Origin of the sequence: Aquimarina acroporae (assembly GCF_023195925.1) — a bacterium.
In the GTDB taxonomy this organism is placed as follows: Bacteria; Bacteroidota; Bacteroidia; order Flavobacteriales; family Flavobacteriaceae; genus Aquimarina; species Aquimarina acroporae.
Map to the genome: position 1 here is coordinate 35,650 of NZ_JALPRE010000020.1, position 14,793 is coordinate 50,442.

Sequence of the window (14,793 nt, forward strand, 5' to 3'; positions counted from 1 at the left end):
TAAAAAACAAAAAAACTATTCTGTTATTGCCATAGCAGCAATACTTATTTTAATGCCTTGAACTGTCTTTAAAACGTTTATGCAAGCTTCAATGGTCGATCCTGTAGTAATAATGTCATCTACTAGCAGGATATGTTGATTTTCTAATAAAGACGTGTTCTGTAACTCAAATGTTTCAGCTGTATTTTGCCATCGTTTGAGTTTTTCTCTTTTAGATTGAGTGTTGTTGTAGGAATTTTTTTTCAAAAAAGTATCAGTATATTCTGCATTAATTTTTTTAGAGATTTCTATTCCAAATTTTTTAACCTGATTGTATCCTCGTTCTTTAAGTCTTTTTTTATGAAGGGGTACTGGAATTACGTATTTAATATTTTGAAAATCAGTGCTTTGGAATAATTTTTCGCCTAGCCATTTCCCAAGCTCTTCTCCAACTTCTTCTCTTCCTCTATACTTTAAATTGTGTATTAGATTTTGAACCAACCCACCTTTTTGAAATATCAATAAGGCGGCTCCATTTTCAATATTGGCTCTTCCACGAAATACTTTTTCAATTTTTTTTGCGTTTACGTTATGAAAATTCCCCAAAGGAAGCTCATGACGACAAGTAGTACAGAGTATCCTTTCATTCTGATGCAGAGGGTTGTTACAGGCAGCACAATATGTCGGAAAGAATAAATAGACTAAGTCTCTTAGCATTTTATTAGGGGGATTATCATTAATTATTATATTTTAGCTATTTGAAATAACCATCAAAAATTAGAAATTAATTATGACAACTCAAAACAATAACTTAACCCTTAAAATCCTTATAGGTGTGCTAGCTGCACTTTTACTTATTCTAGGGATATTTACGTATAAGTTTTACAACGAAGAGAAGCAAAACAAAGCGATTTTGCAACAAGAAAAAGATCTAATTGAAAGTGAACTAGGTGAATTAATTACTAAGTACGATAATGCTATTGCTCTTAATGAAGTGATGGATGACCATTTACTAAAAGCTAAAGAGCGTATTGTAGTGTTATTAGATAGTGTGAAGGATAATGAAGCAAATCTTGCTTTAATTTCTAGATACAGAAGAGAAGTAGGGAAACTTAAAAAGGAGCGTGAAAGATTATTTAAATTGGCAGATAGTTTAACAGCTGCAAACACGCAACTTGCAACAGACCTTGATAGTACTTCTGTAGCCTTAAATAGAAGAATTATATTTTCAGATTCTTTAAAGACGCAAAATGATAAGTTAGCAGAGATCGTTGAAAGAGGTTCTGCACTTACAGCTGCAAATATTAAAGCAGAAGGTGTAAGAGTTAGAAATAGTGGAAAAATCACTAGTACTTCTAAAGCAAGTAGAGCAGAAAAAGTGAGAGTATGTTTTACATTGTCTCCTAACAAGTTAACAGAAAAAGGCGATAAGGATCTTTTTGTTCAGGTTATTAACCCAGCAAACAACCTTATTGGAGATAAAGTTTCTGTAAACTTTGATGATGGAATTCTTACTTATAGTGGTAAAAACAAGGTGTTTTATGAAAATGACGCATTAGATGTATGTGTGCTTGTAGATGCTGCCGAAGGAGAATTGGTGAAAGGAAACTATGTGGTAAACTTGTTCTCTGGACCAAGAATGATTTCAAATACTCAGTTTGAGTTAAAATAATTTCTTCAAAATATAAATTTGAAAGCCGCTATATTTTATCAATATAGCGGCTTTTTTTATGCTTTTATGAGAAATTTTGTTTTCGATTCATTAAATCGATAATTTCGCTTTCAATTCATACAAATTCAATTATTTTTGCGCAATGGCAAAGCAAGAAGATAAATTTAAAAAGGTAATTGCTCATGCAAAAGAGTATGGGTATATTTTTGGTTCTAGTGAGATTTATGACGGTTTAAGTGCCGTTTATGATTATGGGCAAAATGGAGTAGAACTGAAAAAAAATATTAGAGAGTATTGGTGGAAAAGCATGGTTAATATGCACCAGAATATAGTAGGGTTAGACGCCGCTATATTTATGCATCCAACTACCTGGAAAGCTTCTGGCCATGTCGATGCATTTAACGATCCTCTTATAGATAATAAAGATTCTAAAAAAAGATATAGAGCCGATGTTTTGGTTGAGGACTTTAGAGAGAAAATCAATCAGAAAATAGAAAAAGATATTACCAAAGCCAAAAAACGTTTTGGAGAAGCTTTTAATGAAGAGGAATTTAGAAGTACCAATGCTAATGTCCTTAGAAGGCAAAAAGAAATTGATAGAATTACTGCAGAACTTACTAGAGTTCAGGAAGAAAATGATCTTGCAGGCTTCAAACAGTTAATAGAGGATCTTGGGATAGGTTGCCCAGAAACAGGATCAAAGAATTGGACCGATGTTCGACAGTTTAACTTGATGTTTGGTACCAAACTTGGGGCTTCTGCAGATACTGCTACAGATCTATACCTCAGACCAGAAACAGCTCAAGGTATTTTTGTGAATTTCCTTAATGTGCAAAAAACAGGAAGAATGAAAATTCCTTTCGGTATTGCACAAACAGGAAAAGCATTTAGAAATGAAATTGTAGCAAGACAATTTATCTTCAGGATGAGAGAATTTGAGCAAATGGAAATGCAGTTTTTTGTTCGCCCTGGTGATGAAATGAAGTGGTATGAATACTGGAAAGAAACTCGTTTAAAATGGCACCTTTCACTAGGATTGGGCGAGGAAAATTATCGTTTCCACGATCATGATAAATTAGCTCACTATGCCAATGCCGCTGCCGATATAGAATTCAATTTCCCTTTTGGTTTTAAAGAGTTAGAAGGAATACACTCCAGAACCGACTTTGATCTTAAAGCACACGAAGAGTATTCAGGTAAGAAGTTGCAATTTTTCGATCCAGAACTTAAAGAGAGTTATGTGCCATATGTGGTAGAAACTTCTGTAGGTCTTGATCGTATGTTTTTAGCCGTGTTCTCCACTGCATTACAAGAAGAAGATCTTGAAGATGGAAGTAGCAGAGTGGTATTAAAACTTCCTGCTGTTGTGGCTCCTATAAAAGCAGCAATTCTTCCTCTGGTCAAAAAAGATGGTTTGCCCGAAGTTGCTCAAAAAATAGTAGATGACCTTAAATGGAAATTCAATGTCATCTATGATGAAAAAGACGCAATTGGTCGTCGTTATAGAAGACAAGATGCCAATGGAACACCACTATGTATCACAGTAGATCATGACACCTTAAACGATAATGCGGTTACCATTAGAGATAGGGATACTATGGAACAAAAACGTGTTCCTATCACAGAACTTAAGTCTATAATTTCTGAAAAGACCGATGCAGAATATTGGTTAAAATAAATAGATACATCACCCGTTTTATATATAAAGCTGTCATACTTTTTTGGCAGCTTTTGTTTTTATGAAATGTCATAAAAAAATAAAGAATCTTTTATGAAAATTATATGTCTTTTTTATAGATAATTAAGAATAAGCATTCTGTGATTATCAAATTTTGAAGTTTAATTGTATTTTAGCCATCAGGTTAAGAGCCCGAAAACTCAACTAAATCCCATTTTTATGCTACTGAAAAAGATTATTTTAAGCGCTTTCCTATTGGTTTTTGCCATTGGTTTTTCTCAAGAAAAGAAATCGAGCAAAGCTACTTTTACCAGTACTTCTGTATACATGAAAGAGGTAGGCCCCCTTTCTGGCAGAAAGTTGATTCCAGAAATACCTAGAAAAGGAAATATTAATCCAAGGAGAACAGGAGCAAATAGAATCGTGCCAGGAAAAGGGTTGCCAAGAAACGGAAAAGACCCTCTTTTAAGTTTAGGTAAAAACAATCAAGTTAAAAGGCCAGGAAAAGCTCCTTCACTTACTTTTGAAGTTAATTCTAGTTCGACTGCTCCAACAGACCCAACGGGAGCTATAGGGCCTAATCATTATATCAGTGCCAAGAACTCTGCTTTTGCAATTCACGACAGGACTGGTAATGAAATAGTTGGTTCAACATCGTTAGCCAGCATTTTTCCAGGAGAAACCTTGGGAGATCCAATAGTGTTTTATGATAGTTTTGCAGATCGATTTGTGATTACGCAATTTTCAAATTCGCCTAATGGATTTTTGGTAGCAGTTGGTCAAGGGCCTGATCCTGTAAACGATGGGTGGTTTACCTATAGATTTAATACAGGTTCTTTTCCAGATTATACAAAATTTTCAATCTGGTCCGATGGATATTATGTAACGGCAAATAAAGATCAAGGTAATGTGCAGGAAAGTGAAGTAGTATTCGTGATCGATAGGGAAAGAATGCTTAAAGGAGAGGATAATGTAGATATGGTAGGGTTTCCACTTCCTGGAGCTCGTATTGGGGGGTTTTATAGTCCGGCTTCTTTTAATGCAATTGGAACAGAATTGCCACCAGAAGGAGGAGCACGTATTGTATATTTTCAAGATGATGAGTGGGCAGGAGTTACAGCAGATATTTTGAAATTTTGGGAAATTAATGTCGATTGGTTTAATTTAAGTGAATCTTCGATTACCGAAGCAGAAGAGCTTACCGTAACACCATTTGATTCTACTTTTGATGGAGGATCCTTTGGTAATCTTCCTCAGCCAGGTTCTTCGGGACAGGATATTGATGTGCTTCAAGGAGCGGTAATGTTTGCTACCAACTACCGAAGGTTTTGTGACTACAATGCTGTAGTTCTTAATTTTCCTATAGATATCGATACAGACCAAGATAATATAGCCGCTATTAGATGGTATGAACTAAGACAAACAGCAGATGGCCAACCATGGACAGTACACCAGGAAGGAACATATACTTCTCCAGATGGTAAAAGTGCATGGTGTGCAAGTATGGCAATGGATATTTATGGAAACATAGGTATGGGATATACAACAATGGGAACAACAGATAATGGAGCTACAGCGGATAGCTTTGCCTCTATACGATATACGGGTAGGTTAGCAGGAGATCCATTGGGTACAATGACTATTGCTGAGCAAACTATTGCTGTTGGATCTGATATAAACAGGACAACACAAAATCGTTATGGAGATTATGCACAAATCACCGTTGATCCTGTAGATGATAGTACTTTTTGGCATATTGCAGAGTATTTTGAATCTGGAGGAAACAATGCTAGAAATATTGTAGGGGTTTTTAAAGTTGCTGAAGATGTAACCACTGATGTGGGAGTAGTAAGTATTGATAGCCCTACCGATGCAACGTTAAGCAATACTGAAACAATAACAGTTACCATAAAGAACTTTGGTACTGTTGCACAAAGTGATATACCGGTCGATTATGCTATTAATGGAGGTGCTGTGCAAACTGAAATGTTTGCAGGGCCTATTGCACCAGGTGCAACAGCCTCTTTTTCGTTTGCTTCTACAGCAGATCTAGCTGCAGAATCTAGTTATGAAATTACAGTGGAAACTAACTTAACCGGAGATGTTTCGCCAGATAATGATTGCTTTAGTGCAGTAGTTAGAAATCTATTAGCCAATGATGTTGGAATTCGAAGTTTAGTGTTTCCAACCGAAACGGGACAATTTACAGATGCCGAAGAAGTTACAATAACCATTTTTAATTTTGGAGGCTCTTCACAGTCAAATATTCCAGTTTTCTATACTTTTAATGGGGGGGCAGCAGTAAATGAGGTGTTTACCGGTACCATTGAACCAGAAGAATCAGCAACCTATACCTTTACTGCCACGGTAAACATGCAAGCATTTGGGACTTATGAGTTTGAAATAGGAACAGCATTGGTAGGAGATCAACTTGCTACCAATGATACCATTTCTGCAACAATTACTAATGAGTTATGTGCTCCTAATTCAGATTGTGCTCAGTTTGGAGATGGGATTATCTCTTTTGAACTTGCCAATGTGTCTAATAGACCAATTTCTTGTGGTACAGGATATGAAGATTTTACACAGGATTTCACAATTCAGTTAAATAGAAACGTAGGAGAGTTTTCTGGCACAGTACAGTCTGGGTTTGGAAACGAAGAAGAGCATGAAAGATTTTCTATCTGGATAGATTTTAATGATAATAATATTTTTGAAACTTCAGAACTCATAGTGAACAGTATTGCAATTACTCTTGCTAATTCTGATGTTGAATTTAGTTTCTCTATTCCAAATGATACTCCTTTGGGGACACACTTATTTAGGATTCGAGGAGGAGATACGGTGACCAATACTGGTGGGCCTCTTAATGAACCATGCCAGTCTATGCAGTTCGGAAGTACTCATGATTATACAGTAGAAATTGTTGATGATACTGCTGGTCCTGATCCAAGTTTAAATACGAATCTTACGGTAATTTCAGAACCAGATAATCAGTTTTTAATTTCTAAGGTAGATAGTAATGCGCCCGAAGAATTAAGAGTATATATCTTTAGCATTTCTGGGCAAATCGTTGCTTCGAATTTAGTGAAGAGAGATGCTAATAATAGGTTTGAATATCCATTAGATATGTCTTTTGCTAGGTCTGGAGTCTACTTTGCTCGATTTGGAGAAAGCAAAAGTAGTAGTGATGTTGCTGGATTTGTGGTAAGGTAATGTACCTACTCTTCTCGTTTGCTTATTTCGATTATCGAAACAGGACGAGCATCGCCACATCTGCTGGCCATTCTTAAATTGGCAAATTTGACCCATACCTGGGAAGGAATATCTTCCTTAAAGAAATCTGTAAGATTAATAGGGTCCAGGTTATCACTATATTCTTCTATGGTTAGAATATGAGTGCAGCCTTTAGATTTGCTAATAGTAAGGGTACCTTTACTAAATCCTTTTTCGATCATTTCTTTTGCAGTTATTTCTTGAGTTTCAGTTTTTGCAGCTGAAGTATTAGAAGCTGTGTTTTTTGTAGTTGAACATGTGTATAGGCTAAAAACCGCGGCTATGCATAAGACTCTAAACATAATATTGTGATTTGTGGTTGCTTCTATAAAGATCATAAAAAAATATCAGAAAGTATCTATTTAAAGATCCTATAGGTTAGAAATAAGTTCTATTGCAACAATTTTAAGTTTATGATGTATTTAAACGTATAGATCAAAGGTAAATTTTATTTTTACTGAAAATTTAAAACTTCTGTTCATGAAAATCATATCCTATAACGTAAACGGCATACGTGCAGCTATCAATAAGGGGTTCTTAGACTGGTTACAACAAGCCGATCCAGATGTAATTTGTCTTCAGGAAATAAAAGCAAATAAAGAACAGCTTGATCTGGAGGTATTCGCCAAAGCTGGATATTCCTACAACTATTGGTATAGTGCACAAAAAAAAGGATATAGTGGAGTGGCAATATTATCTAAAACCGAACCCGATCATATAGAGTATGGAACAGGAATAGACTATATGGATCATGAGGGAAGGAATCTAAGAGCAGATTTTAATGGTGTTTCCGTCATGAGCCTGTATTTACCTAGTGGAACAAATATTGAGCGCTTAGAGCATAAGCTAAAATATATGGCCGATTTTCAAACTTATATCAATGACCTTAAAAAAGACTACCCGAATCTTATAATTCTGGGAGATTATAATATTTGTCATGAAGCGATTGATATTCATGATCCCGTTAGAAATAAAAACGTATCAGGTTTTTTACCTGTAGAAAGAGAATGGATAGGGAACTTTATAGATAGTGGGTTTATAGACTCATTTAGACACTTTAATCAAGAACCTCATAATTATTCATGGTGGAGCTATAGAGCCAATGCAAGAGCAAATAACAAAGGATGGCGTTTGGATTATGGAATGGTAGCACAACCACTACAAGATAAATTGAAAAGAGCCGTTATTTTATCTGAAGCCAAACATAGTGACCACTGCCCTATTGTGGTCGAACTTGAAATGTGATTGATAAGTATAAACTATTAAACCTAGAATATGATTAAAAAGATTGTAGGCGTTATAATCGTAGGAACATTATTTTCTTCTTGCGTTACTTCCAAAGTATATAAAGAACTAGAAAGCAAGTATGCCAATCTGAAACGTGAAAATCGTAGAATGGAGGATGATTTAGCAGCACTTGAAAAAGCCAGTGAAGCCGATAAAAAAGCACTAGAACAATTAGATGCGCAGTATCAAAAAGCACTGTCTGAAAGAGATGAATTGCAACGAAAATATGAGGCTTCGGTAGCGAATTATGAAAACTTAAAGAATTCGTATGATGCCTTAGAAAAAAACAGTTCTGCTGCTATTGCTGCCAACAGTAAACGAAACAGAGAACTTTTAGGACAACTTGAAGATAAGGAGCGAGCTTTGGCACAGGAGCGTACTCGACTTGATAATCTGCAACGAGATCTAGATGCTCGTTCACAACGAATAGATGAGCTAGAAGGTCTAATAGCGGCCAAAGATGCCAAAATGCGAGCGTTAAAAGGAGCCATATCAAAAGCCCTTAGAAACTTCGAAGGAAAGGGACTTACCGTAGAAGAACGCAACGGTAAGGTTTATATTTCTATGGAAAATAAACTGTTGTTTCAATCGGGTAGTTGGGCAGTAGGATCGCAAGGTAGAAGTGCCGTAAAACAGTTGGGTACAGTGCTGGGCGAGAATCAAGATATTGCAGTACTTATTGAGGGGCATACCGATGATGACCCGTATACTGGGAATACGCAATTATCAGGTAACTGGGATTTATCTACCAAAAGGGCTACAGCAATTGTAAATATTTTGTTGGAGAATAGTGCTATTGACCCTCAAAACCTTACAGCAGCAGGAAGAGGAGAGTTTGCTCCGGTAGCTAGTAATGATACCAATGAAGGAAAAAGCAAGAATAGAAGAATTGAAGTAATTCTAACACCAAAACTAGATGAGATCACTAAGTTATTAAATGATATCTAGGTGAGCAGAAATAAGAAATAATAAATAAAAAAAGCGACCATTTTTGGTCGCTTTTTTTATTTGCTTAGTAAACAAAGATTTTATCTAAAGTGCATCAAGTATCTTTTCAACATCTGCTCTGTTATCCTGTTTCATACTTTCTTTAACTCGTCTTAAGACGTCAAAGAATTTATTGACAACTTTATTGGCGAGTAGTTGGTCATTGCTTAGATTGATCTCTCTACCTGTAGAGGTGAGTAAGGAAAATGTGTAGGCTTCCACAGAAATACCTTCTATCTTCTTTTTAGCCAATGAAGTAGTTCCAGTCTTTTTTACAATAGAAATGACATTACCATGAGCAATAACCTTACCAGTATATTCTGAGATATCTTTTGCCAATGGATAAAGCTCATCGCTAAAAAGTTCACTTAGCTCTTTACTGTTATATTGTTGAGCGTGAACCGATAATCCTGCACATAGCACAAATGCAAGTAGAAATAATTTTTTCATAATGTTTGGGTGTTAAAAATCTATTTAGTTTTAAAGTTAAATTCGCCTGTTATCAAACGGCATAAATTGTTTTTTATTGTTAAAATAACCTTAAAAACGAGGTTAAAATAATCAATTTATTCGATAAAAACCAAAAAGTATGCCATAGATTTAGGAAACCAAAATAAAATACTTAATTATGCATATATTGGCAAAGCATTCTGTTTTTATGCGAAATAATAAAGATAAGGAAAGCAGTTGATAAAAAGACGTTGCTAAACGTTTATTAAACCCCATAATTTAAAACCATTGCACCCATGAAGAGGCTACCCATTTTTGTATTGTTGCTACTATCTGTGATAAAAGGCATGAGTCAGGAAAACGAAGAGTATTATGAAGAAGAGTATCAGAGCGAGGACGAATATCAGAATGAAGAAGAGATACAGGAGGAAGAAGCGGTACATGTCAATTACATTGATATCTATGAATATTTTACTTTTACCAATGATGAATATAATAATGCATTGGATAAGGTGAATGATTTGGATCCGGCAGATCAAAATGTTTTATATGCATTTGTATTAGAAGTACAGCAAGATAGAGTGTTAAAAGATCGCTTATTTGGGGAGTTGATCGCAAAGCCCCAAAAAAAGAATCCTTATAAAGGGAAAGACAGCCCAGGGTTTATGTGTGTGCTACGAGGTCTTTTAGAAAACAAATCCGTATATGATGAGGTTATTAAAGACGGAATATCTGAGGGGCAAGCCAGAAATGTTGCGGCCCTTGCCGAAAGAACGGTGAGGAGAAAATGCGGTATTAACAAAAAGGTGAACAAAGAGTAGTGCACTGTTTTTACAGGTATTATCTACACGTTTATTGACTAGTGTAAATTATAGGGTTACCATGTTTTTCAGTTTGTAAAAAGGGAGCCTTTCTACAGAGTTAACTGCATAATTATTAGGTGTTTTCGATTATTATAGTATCTTTAAGACACCAAATTTATAAATACCTACATATTATGTTTATTATCTTCGGAACACGAGGACTAAAACACACCGTGAGTGAAAGTCCCGTTCTCACCAATTCATGCCCAAATTGTAACAATGGAAACCTAGTTAACAAGTTGTACCGCCGTTGGTTTACTTTGTTTTTTATTCCTGTAATTCCATTAGATGTTGTAGATCGATTTTACCAATGCGATAGTTGTAAAAGTGCTTATAATGAAAATATAAAGACAATATTGCAGCGTTCTCAACAGGAGATTGATGAAAATCAAAAGAAGGCGAAACAAGTTTTTGGTCGAGCACTTGTCGCTTCTATGACCCATATGTCTATTATTGACAATGATTTTGCTCCAGAAGAAGAGCGTGAAATTATGGATGCCATTGCCGGATTTCCTGAAATGAAGGAAGAACTAATGAGTATTCATAACCAGGTTAAGGAACATGCTAATAAAGATAACCAGGTTTTTAATTATCTCAACGAAGCTAGAAATGCACTGTCTTCTGAGGCATTGATCAATATACTTGCTCAGGCAGCAGTGGTCCTGCTGGCCGATGGGTCTATAGAAAAAGAAGAAGAAAACTTAATGAAAGAATATCTGATTGCTTGTGGTCTTCCAAAAGAAATGTATCAGGCATTGATCGATAAATTAAGACAAAAAGATATTTCAGAACTTAAAGAAGGACAATTAAATTAAAGGCTAATTCATAAAGTTTAATTGCAAAAAGCAGCTAATGTTGATTAGCTGCTTTTTTTCTGAACTTGTTTATTACAGTTAAATATATACCTTTGTAAAGGTTCTGGTGAATACCATACTCCATAGTTTTTGAATTGAAGTTTAATTTTAAAACTATGAATGATGAATTGGAAAATTCAAAAACTATTGAATGGTGAGACAATCGTCTCCAAGGAGCCTGGTAATTCGATGTTACCTATACTGAAATCAAAACAACCTGTAATATTAAAGCCTATAGATTGGCAAGACTGTGAAACAGGAGATATTGTGTTTTGTAAAGTAAGAGGAAACTGTTTTACGCATTTGGTAAAAGGAAAAAATGCGAAACGAGGATTACTGATCGGTAATAACCGGGGTCACCTAAACGGATGGACCAAAAATGTATATGGTAAGGTAGTTAAAATCCTTCCCTTGTAATAAATGTAGCGCTATAAGCGCTTTTTTTGTTGGTAATAGTGAGCTTTCCACATTAAGATTAATGCAATTTGAGGTGCATGGTTTTTTTATTCAAAATATAAGTTCCCTCATTCAAAAGTATCGTTCCCTAATTCTTCATTTTGTAACATATAAAAACGAAGTAAGTTTATATAAATGTTAAACGCAATAATTGGTGTTTAGGTTGGTTAGTTGTATGAAACAGGCGGGGCAATGGGGTAGTCGCGTCTGTTTTTGTAAAAAAAAAGAGCTTCATATCGAAGCTCTTTTTCAGGTTAAAAGTAGAGTACAGTCAGTCATTACTCTTCTTTATTGGGGTCAAACCACACCCCCTGAGTGTTTGCATACACAGTTTTGGTTGGGTTATTTATGATTAGTTAGTATGTAGTTGTTACAACCCTATATGCTTTAGAATAGAAGAAATAATTGTTCCATATTTCTTTTAAAAGTATAAATAATTGATAGTCAAAATTTTATGATAAATCTGACATATGTGTGCCATAATATGTTGTAGATAAAATGTGGTTTATTGTAGATTTACTACACAATTAGATTTGGTAGTAAGGCTTTTATGCTATTTAAGATTTAATTTATTATGATAATTTTTGCAATAGTTTATCCTAAGAGTTTCTACTTTTGACCTCATTAATCGACTAAATTACTAGACTAAACATAAATGAAGTATACTACCTTACCCAACACAGATATTAAAGTAAGTAAAATATGCCTTGGGAGTATGACCTGGGGAGAGCAAAATACAGAGCAAGAGGGACATGATCAGTTAGACTATGCTATTGACCAGGGAGTGAACTTTATAGATACAGCCGAATTGTATTCTGTACCTGCTAATAAAGATACCCAGGGTAGTACAGAGCGTATTATTGGGAGTTGGTTAAAGAAAACAGGGAAACGTGAAGACGTTGTTATTGCAACCAAAATTGTAGGGCCAAGAGAATTTGTAAAACATATTCGAACAGGAGGGTTTACCAAAGCCGAATTTGCAGATGCTATTCATAAAAGTTTAGATCGTTTACAAACCGATTATATAGACCTTTATCAGTTACATTGGCCTGAAAGAAATACCAATTTCTTTGGAGTGAGAGGTTATATTCATGATAAGGAAGAGCAGTGGAAAGATAATTTTGCTGAAATTCTAAACGCGCTCGAGGGGTTTGTAAAAGAAGGTAAAATTAGACAAGTAGGAGTTTCTAATGAAACTGCTTATGGCGTAATGAGATACAGTGAAGAAGCGCGAAAAGGGGCTCCTAAAATGATTACTGTTCAAAACCCATATAATTTACTAAACAGAAAAGATGAAATTGGCCTTACAGAAGTGCTTCATCGAGAAAATGTGGGTCATTTACCGTATTCCCCTCTTGGATTTGGTCAGTTAACCGGAAAATATTTAGAAGAAATGCCCAAGGACGGTAGGGTAACGTTGTTCCCGCAATTTTCAAGATATCATAATGAAAAGTCGTTCGAAGCAACCAGAGCTTATAATGAAATAGCCAAAAAACATGGTATTAGTTTAACTCAAATGGCATTATCATTTGTAAATGATCGTCCATTTGTTACTAGTAATATTATAGGGGCTACAAACCTTACTCAATTAAAGGAAAACATAGATAGTATTAACCTTACGCTTTCTAAAGAGATTTTAAAAGAGATAGAAGAGGTGCATGAGAACAATCCTAATCCCGCGCCGTAGCGGATTATTTTTATATAGCAAATATGGCTAAGCCATAAATATTTTGAGGTTTTTTGATTCGTCTTTTTTGATCTTTATTTGTACTTTCGACTTCGATTTACATCAGTCCTACCCAATTATTAGTTTATTTACAAATCTTTAAAATCATTCAAGTTATGATGAACAAAAAATTGGGGAAATTAATTTATTTTTTAGCTGTTTTATTTCTGGGTATTACTATAAGTTGAGAGAAAGATTCTCAGGATATTCAATTAACTCCTATTCAAATACTCGAAAAAGAATTTTCTTTTGATCAATTTGAAAATTCTGTTGAAATAGAAAAAGATGAATTGCTTATCGATTGGTCTTCTTATACAATCAATAAAATAGGAGGAGATTTATTTTATGAATTTTTAATTGAGAAAAAATATTTTTCTCAACCTTCTGTACATGGTTATACATCATCTGTTTACAGATTAATTGCTCGTTTTATCACTAATGATGAACCAGAGTTTTATATTGTGGAACTACTACCCAGGGTAGACAGTGAAAATATTAATTTATTTTATACAAGTGTGGAAGACTTTTCTGGTATGGCATACATTTATAATAGTAAAGGCCAGAAAGTGAGTATAGAGTCTTATGAAAATGGTGTTTTGCAAACAAAACGGCTAGATGGTTCTGTTCGTGACCTAATTACAAGAATACCTCAAAAATGTGATGTTCTTGAAGGCTTAGAGCCTACTAGTAATTGTGGTGGCGGTGGTGGTTGTACTACATCAAGTGTTGTGGTACAACGTTGGACATATTGGTATGATGTAGAGGTAGATACACAAACGGGAGCTATAGTTTCTGCTAGATATTCACATAGACAATATAGGGGTTCTTATGTAAAGCAAGTAACAACATGTAGTGGATCTGCTGGTAGTCAGGGAAATGCAATTGATAAAACAATTATACCGGTATCCTCGGATGGTGAAGTGTTAAATTTAATTACAGAATTTTTAATAATTAAAGACGCAAGTTTTAAGAACTCGAAAGCGGATTGCGTCTATGAGATTTTAAAAGAGTCTAACGGAGATTTATTTAAATCTACAATTGGCAAATTTATTGATGACCCTAAATATGCTTTAACCTTTAAAATAGGAAATTGTGTTAGCAGCGATGATGCATGCACAGATGGTAGCAAAATAGGAACAACGGGAGAGTTATCTATTATTATAGAAAACACCAACGCAAATTCAATAAACACCGCAGCTATGATACTTCATGAGGGAATTCATGCGGAGTTGTTTCGATTTGTAGATCAAGCACATAATGGTGATGTAGACCCAAATGATAGGCCAAGGTTATTCGAATTATATAATTATTATCAAAGAGATCTAAGAACTATGGATAGCAATGCGCAACATGTGTATATGGTTGAAAATTATGTAGTTCCAATTGCAAAAGCAATGAGGGAGCTTGATAATAATAAATATTCATTAGACTATTATATGGGATTTGGTTGGGATGGATTACGTGCATATGATTATTTTGGAAAACTTTCGAGTACGGATAGTGATAGATTTTATCAATTACAAAATACGGTAGTAAGAAATACTAGTTTTAAAAATTGTGATTAA

General features: G+C 34.8%; 13 protein-coding genes. 10 read left to right on the forward strand and 3 right to left on the reverse strand.

The genetic code is table 11. The annotated features are described in order from the left end of the window. Positions 1-15: 15 nt before the first annotated feature. Positions 16-696: a ComF family protein gene (locus tag M0D21_RS21635; RefSeq protein ID WP_248333416.1), complete on the reverse strand. Its 681-nt coding sequence runs from the start codon at positions 694-696 to the stop codon at positions 16-18. Positions 697-769: 73 nt separating this feature from the next. On the opposite strand from M0D21_RS21635, the gene M0D21_RS21640 reads away from it, so the two are divergent. From M0D21_RS21640 to M0D21_RS21650, 3 genes are all read left to right on the forward strand, one after another. Continuing rightward, positions 770-1,651 carry a hypothetical protein gene (locus M0D21_RS21640; RefSeq protein ID WP_248333418.1) on the forward strand — a complete coding sequence of 294 codons (882 nt, stop codon included), beginning with the start codon at positions 770-772 and terminating at the stop codon, positions 1,649-1,651. 142 nt (positions 1,652-1,793) lie between these two features. After that, entirely contained in the window at positions 1,794-3,329 is a 1,536-nt protein-coding gene (locus tag M0D21_RS21645; RefSeq protein WP_248333420.1) for a glycine--tRNA ligase, read from the forward strand. A 219-nt stretch (positions 3,330-3,548) separates the two neighbouring features. Then, positions 3,549-6,545, forward strand: a complete 2,997-nt coding sequence (locus M0D21_RS21650; RefSeq protein ID WP_248333422.1) for a GEVED domain-containing protein — start codon at positions 3,549-3,551, stop codon at positions 6,543-6,545. Positions 6,546-6,550: 5 nt separating this feature from the next. Here M0D21_RS21650 and M0D21_RS21655 read toward each other — a convergent pair whose 3' ends face one another. After that, positions 6,551-6,907, reverse strand: coding sequence for a hypothetical protein (locus M0D21_RS21655; RefSeq protein ID WP_248333424.1), 357 nt, complete (start codon positions 6,905-6,907; stop codon positions 6,551-6,553). Positions 6,908-7,085: 178 nt separating this feature from the next. Between M0D21_RS21655 and M0D21_RS21660 the strand changes: the two genes are divergently transcribed. Both M0D21_RS21660 and M0D21_RS21665 read left to right on the forward strand, forming a co-directional pair. Then, entirely contained in the window at positions 7,086-7,850 is a 765-nt protein-coding gene (locus tag M0D21_RS21660; protein WP_248333426.1) for an exodeoxyribonuclease III, read from the forward strand. Between the two features lie 30 nt (positions 7,851-7,880). Then, positions 7,881-8,840: an OmpA/MotB family protein gene (locus M0D21_RS21665; protein ID WP_248333428.1), complete on the forward strand. Its 960-nt coding sequence runs from the start codon at positions 7,881-7,883 to the stop codon at positions 8,838-8,840. An 84-nt stretch (positions 8,841-8,924) separates the two neighbouring features. Here M0D21_RS21665 and M0D21_RS21670 read toward each other — a convergent pair whose 3' ends face one another. Then, positions 8,925-9,329 carry a hypothetical protein gene (locus M0D21_RS21670; RefSeq protein ID WP_248333430.1) on the reverse strand — a complete coding sequence of 135 codons (405 nt, stop codon included), beginning with the start codon at positions 9,327-9,329 and terminating at the stop codon, positions 8,925-8,927. Positions 9,330-9,625: 296 nt separating this feature from the next. Between M0D21_RS21670 and M0D21_RS21675 the strand changes: the two genes are divergently transcribed. The 5 genes from M0D21_RS21675 (at position 9,626) to M0D21_RS21695 (ending at position 14,793) form a co-directional block, all read left to right on the forward strand. Then, complete coding sequence (locus M0D21_RS21675; RefSeq protein ID WP_248333432.1) at positions 9,626-10,150, forward strand: hypothetical protein; 525 nt, start codon at positions 9,626-9,628, stop codon at positions 10,148-10,150. A gap of 176 nt (positions 10,151-10,326) precedes the next feature. Beyond that, positions 10,327-11,007, forward strand: a complete 681-nt coding sequence (locus tag M0D21_RS21680) for a TerB family tellurite resistance protein (protein WP_248333433.1) — start codon at positions 10,327-10,329, stop codon at positions 11,005-11,007. A 159-nt stretch (positions 11,008-11,166) separates the two neighbouring features. Continuing rightward, positions 11,167-11,463 (forward strand): hypothetical protein, encoded by a 297-nt coding sequence (locus tag M0D21_RS21685; protein ID WP_248333434.1) that lies wholly within the window; start codon positions 11,167-11,169, stop codon positions 11,461-11,463. 694 nt (positions 11,464-12,157) lie between these two features. Further along, positions 12,158-13,189: an aldo/keto reductase gene (locus M0D21_RS21690; protein WP_248333436.1), complete on the forward strand. Its 1,032-nt coding sequence runs from the start codon at positions 12,158-12,160 to the stop codon at positions 13,187-13,189. A gap of 329 nt (positions 13,190-13,518) precedes the next feature. After that, positions 13,519-14,793 (forward strand): hypothetical protein, encoded by a 1,275-nt coding sequence (locus M0D21_RS21695; protein WP_248333438.1) that lies wholly within the window; start codon positions 13,519-13,521, stop codon positions 14,791-14,793.

Excerpts from the sequence above, each read along its gene's own strand:
- M0D21_RS21635 (WP_248333416.1), bottom strand. The coding sequence starts at position 696 with ATGCTAAGAGACTTAGTCTATTTATTCTTTCCGACATATTGTGCTGCC.
- M0D21_RS21640 (WP_248333418.1), top strand. The coding sequence starts at position 770 with ATGACAACTCAAAACAATAACTTAACCCTTAAAATCCTTATAGGTGTG.
- M0D21_RS21645 (WP_248333420.1), top strand. The coding sequence starts at position 1,794 with ATGGCAAAGCAAGAAGATAAATTTAAAAAGGTAATTGCTCATGCAAAA.
- M0D21_RS21650 (WP_248333422.1), top strand. The coding sequence starts at position 3,549 with ATGCTACTGAAAAAGATTATTTTAAGCGCTTTCCTATTGGTTTTTGCC.
- M0D21_RS21655 (WP_248333424.1), bottom strand. The coding sequence starts at position 6,907 with ATGTTTAGAGTCTTATGCATAGCCGCGGTTTTTAGCCTATACACATGT.
- M0D21_RS21660 (WP_248333426.1), top strand. The coding sequence starts at position 7,086 with ATGAAAATCATATCCTATAACGTAAACGGCATACGTGCAGCTATCAAT.
- M0D21_RS21665 (WP_248333428.1), top strand. The coding sequence starts at position 7,881 with ATGATTAAAAAGATTGTAGGCGTTATAATCGTAGGAACATTATTTTCT.
- M0D21_RS21670 (WP_248333430.1), bottom strand. The coding sequence starts at position 9,329 with ATGAAAAAATTATTTCTACTTGCATTTGTGCTATGTGCAGGATTATCG.
- M0D21_RS21675 (WP_248333432.1), top strand. The coding sequence starts at position 9,626 with ATGAAGAGGCTACCCATTTTTGTATTGTTGCTACTATCTGTGATAAAA.
- M0D21_RS21680 (WP_248333433.1), top strand. The coding sequence starts at position 10,327 with ATGTTTATTATCTTCGGAACACGAGGACTAAAACACACCGTGAGTGAA.
- M0D21_RS21685 (WP_248333434.1), top strand. The coding sequence starts at position 11,167 with ATGATGAATTGGAAAATTCAAAAACTATTGAATGGTGAGACAATCGTC.
- M0D21_RS21690 (WP_248333436.1), top strand. The coding sequence starts at position 12,158 with ATGAAGTATACTACCTTACCCAACACAGATATTAAAGTAAGTAAAATA.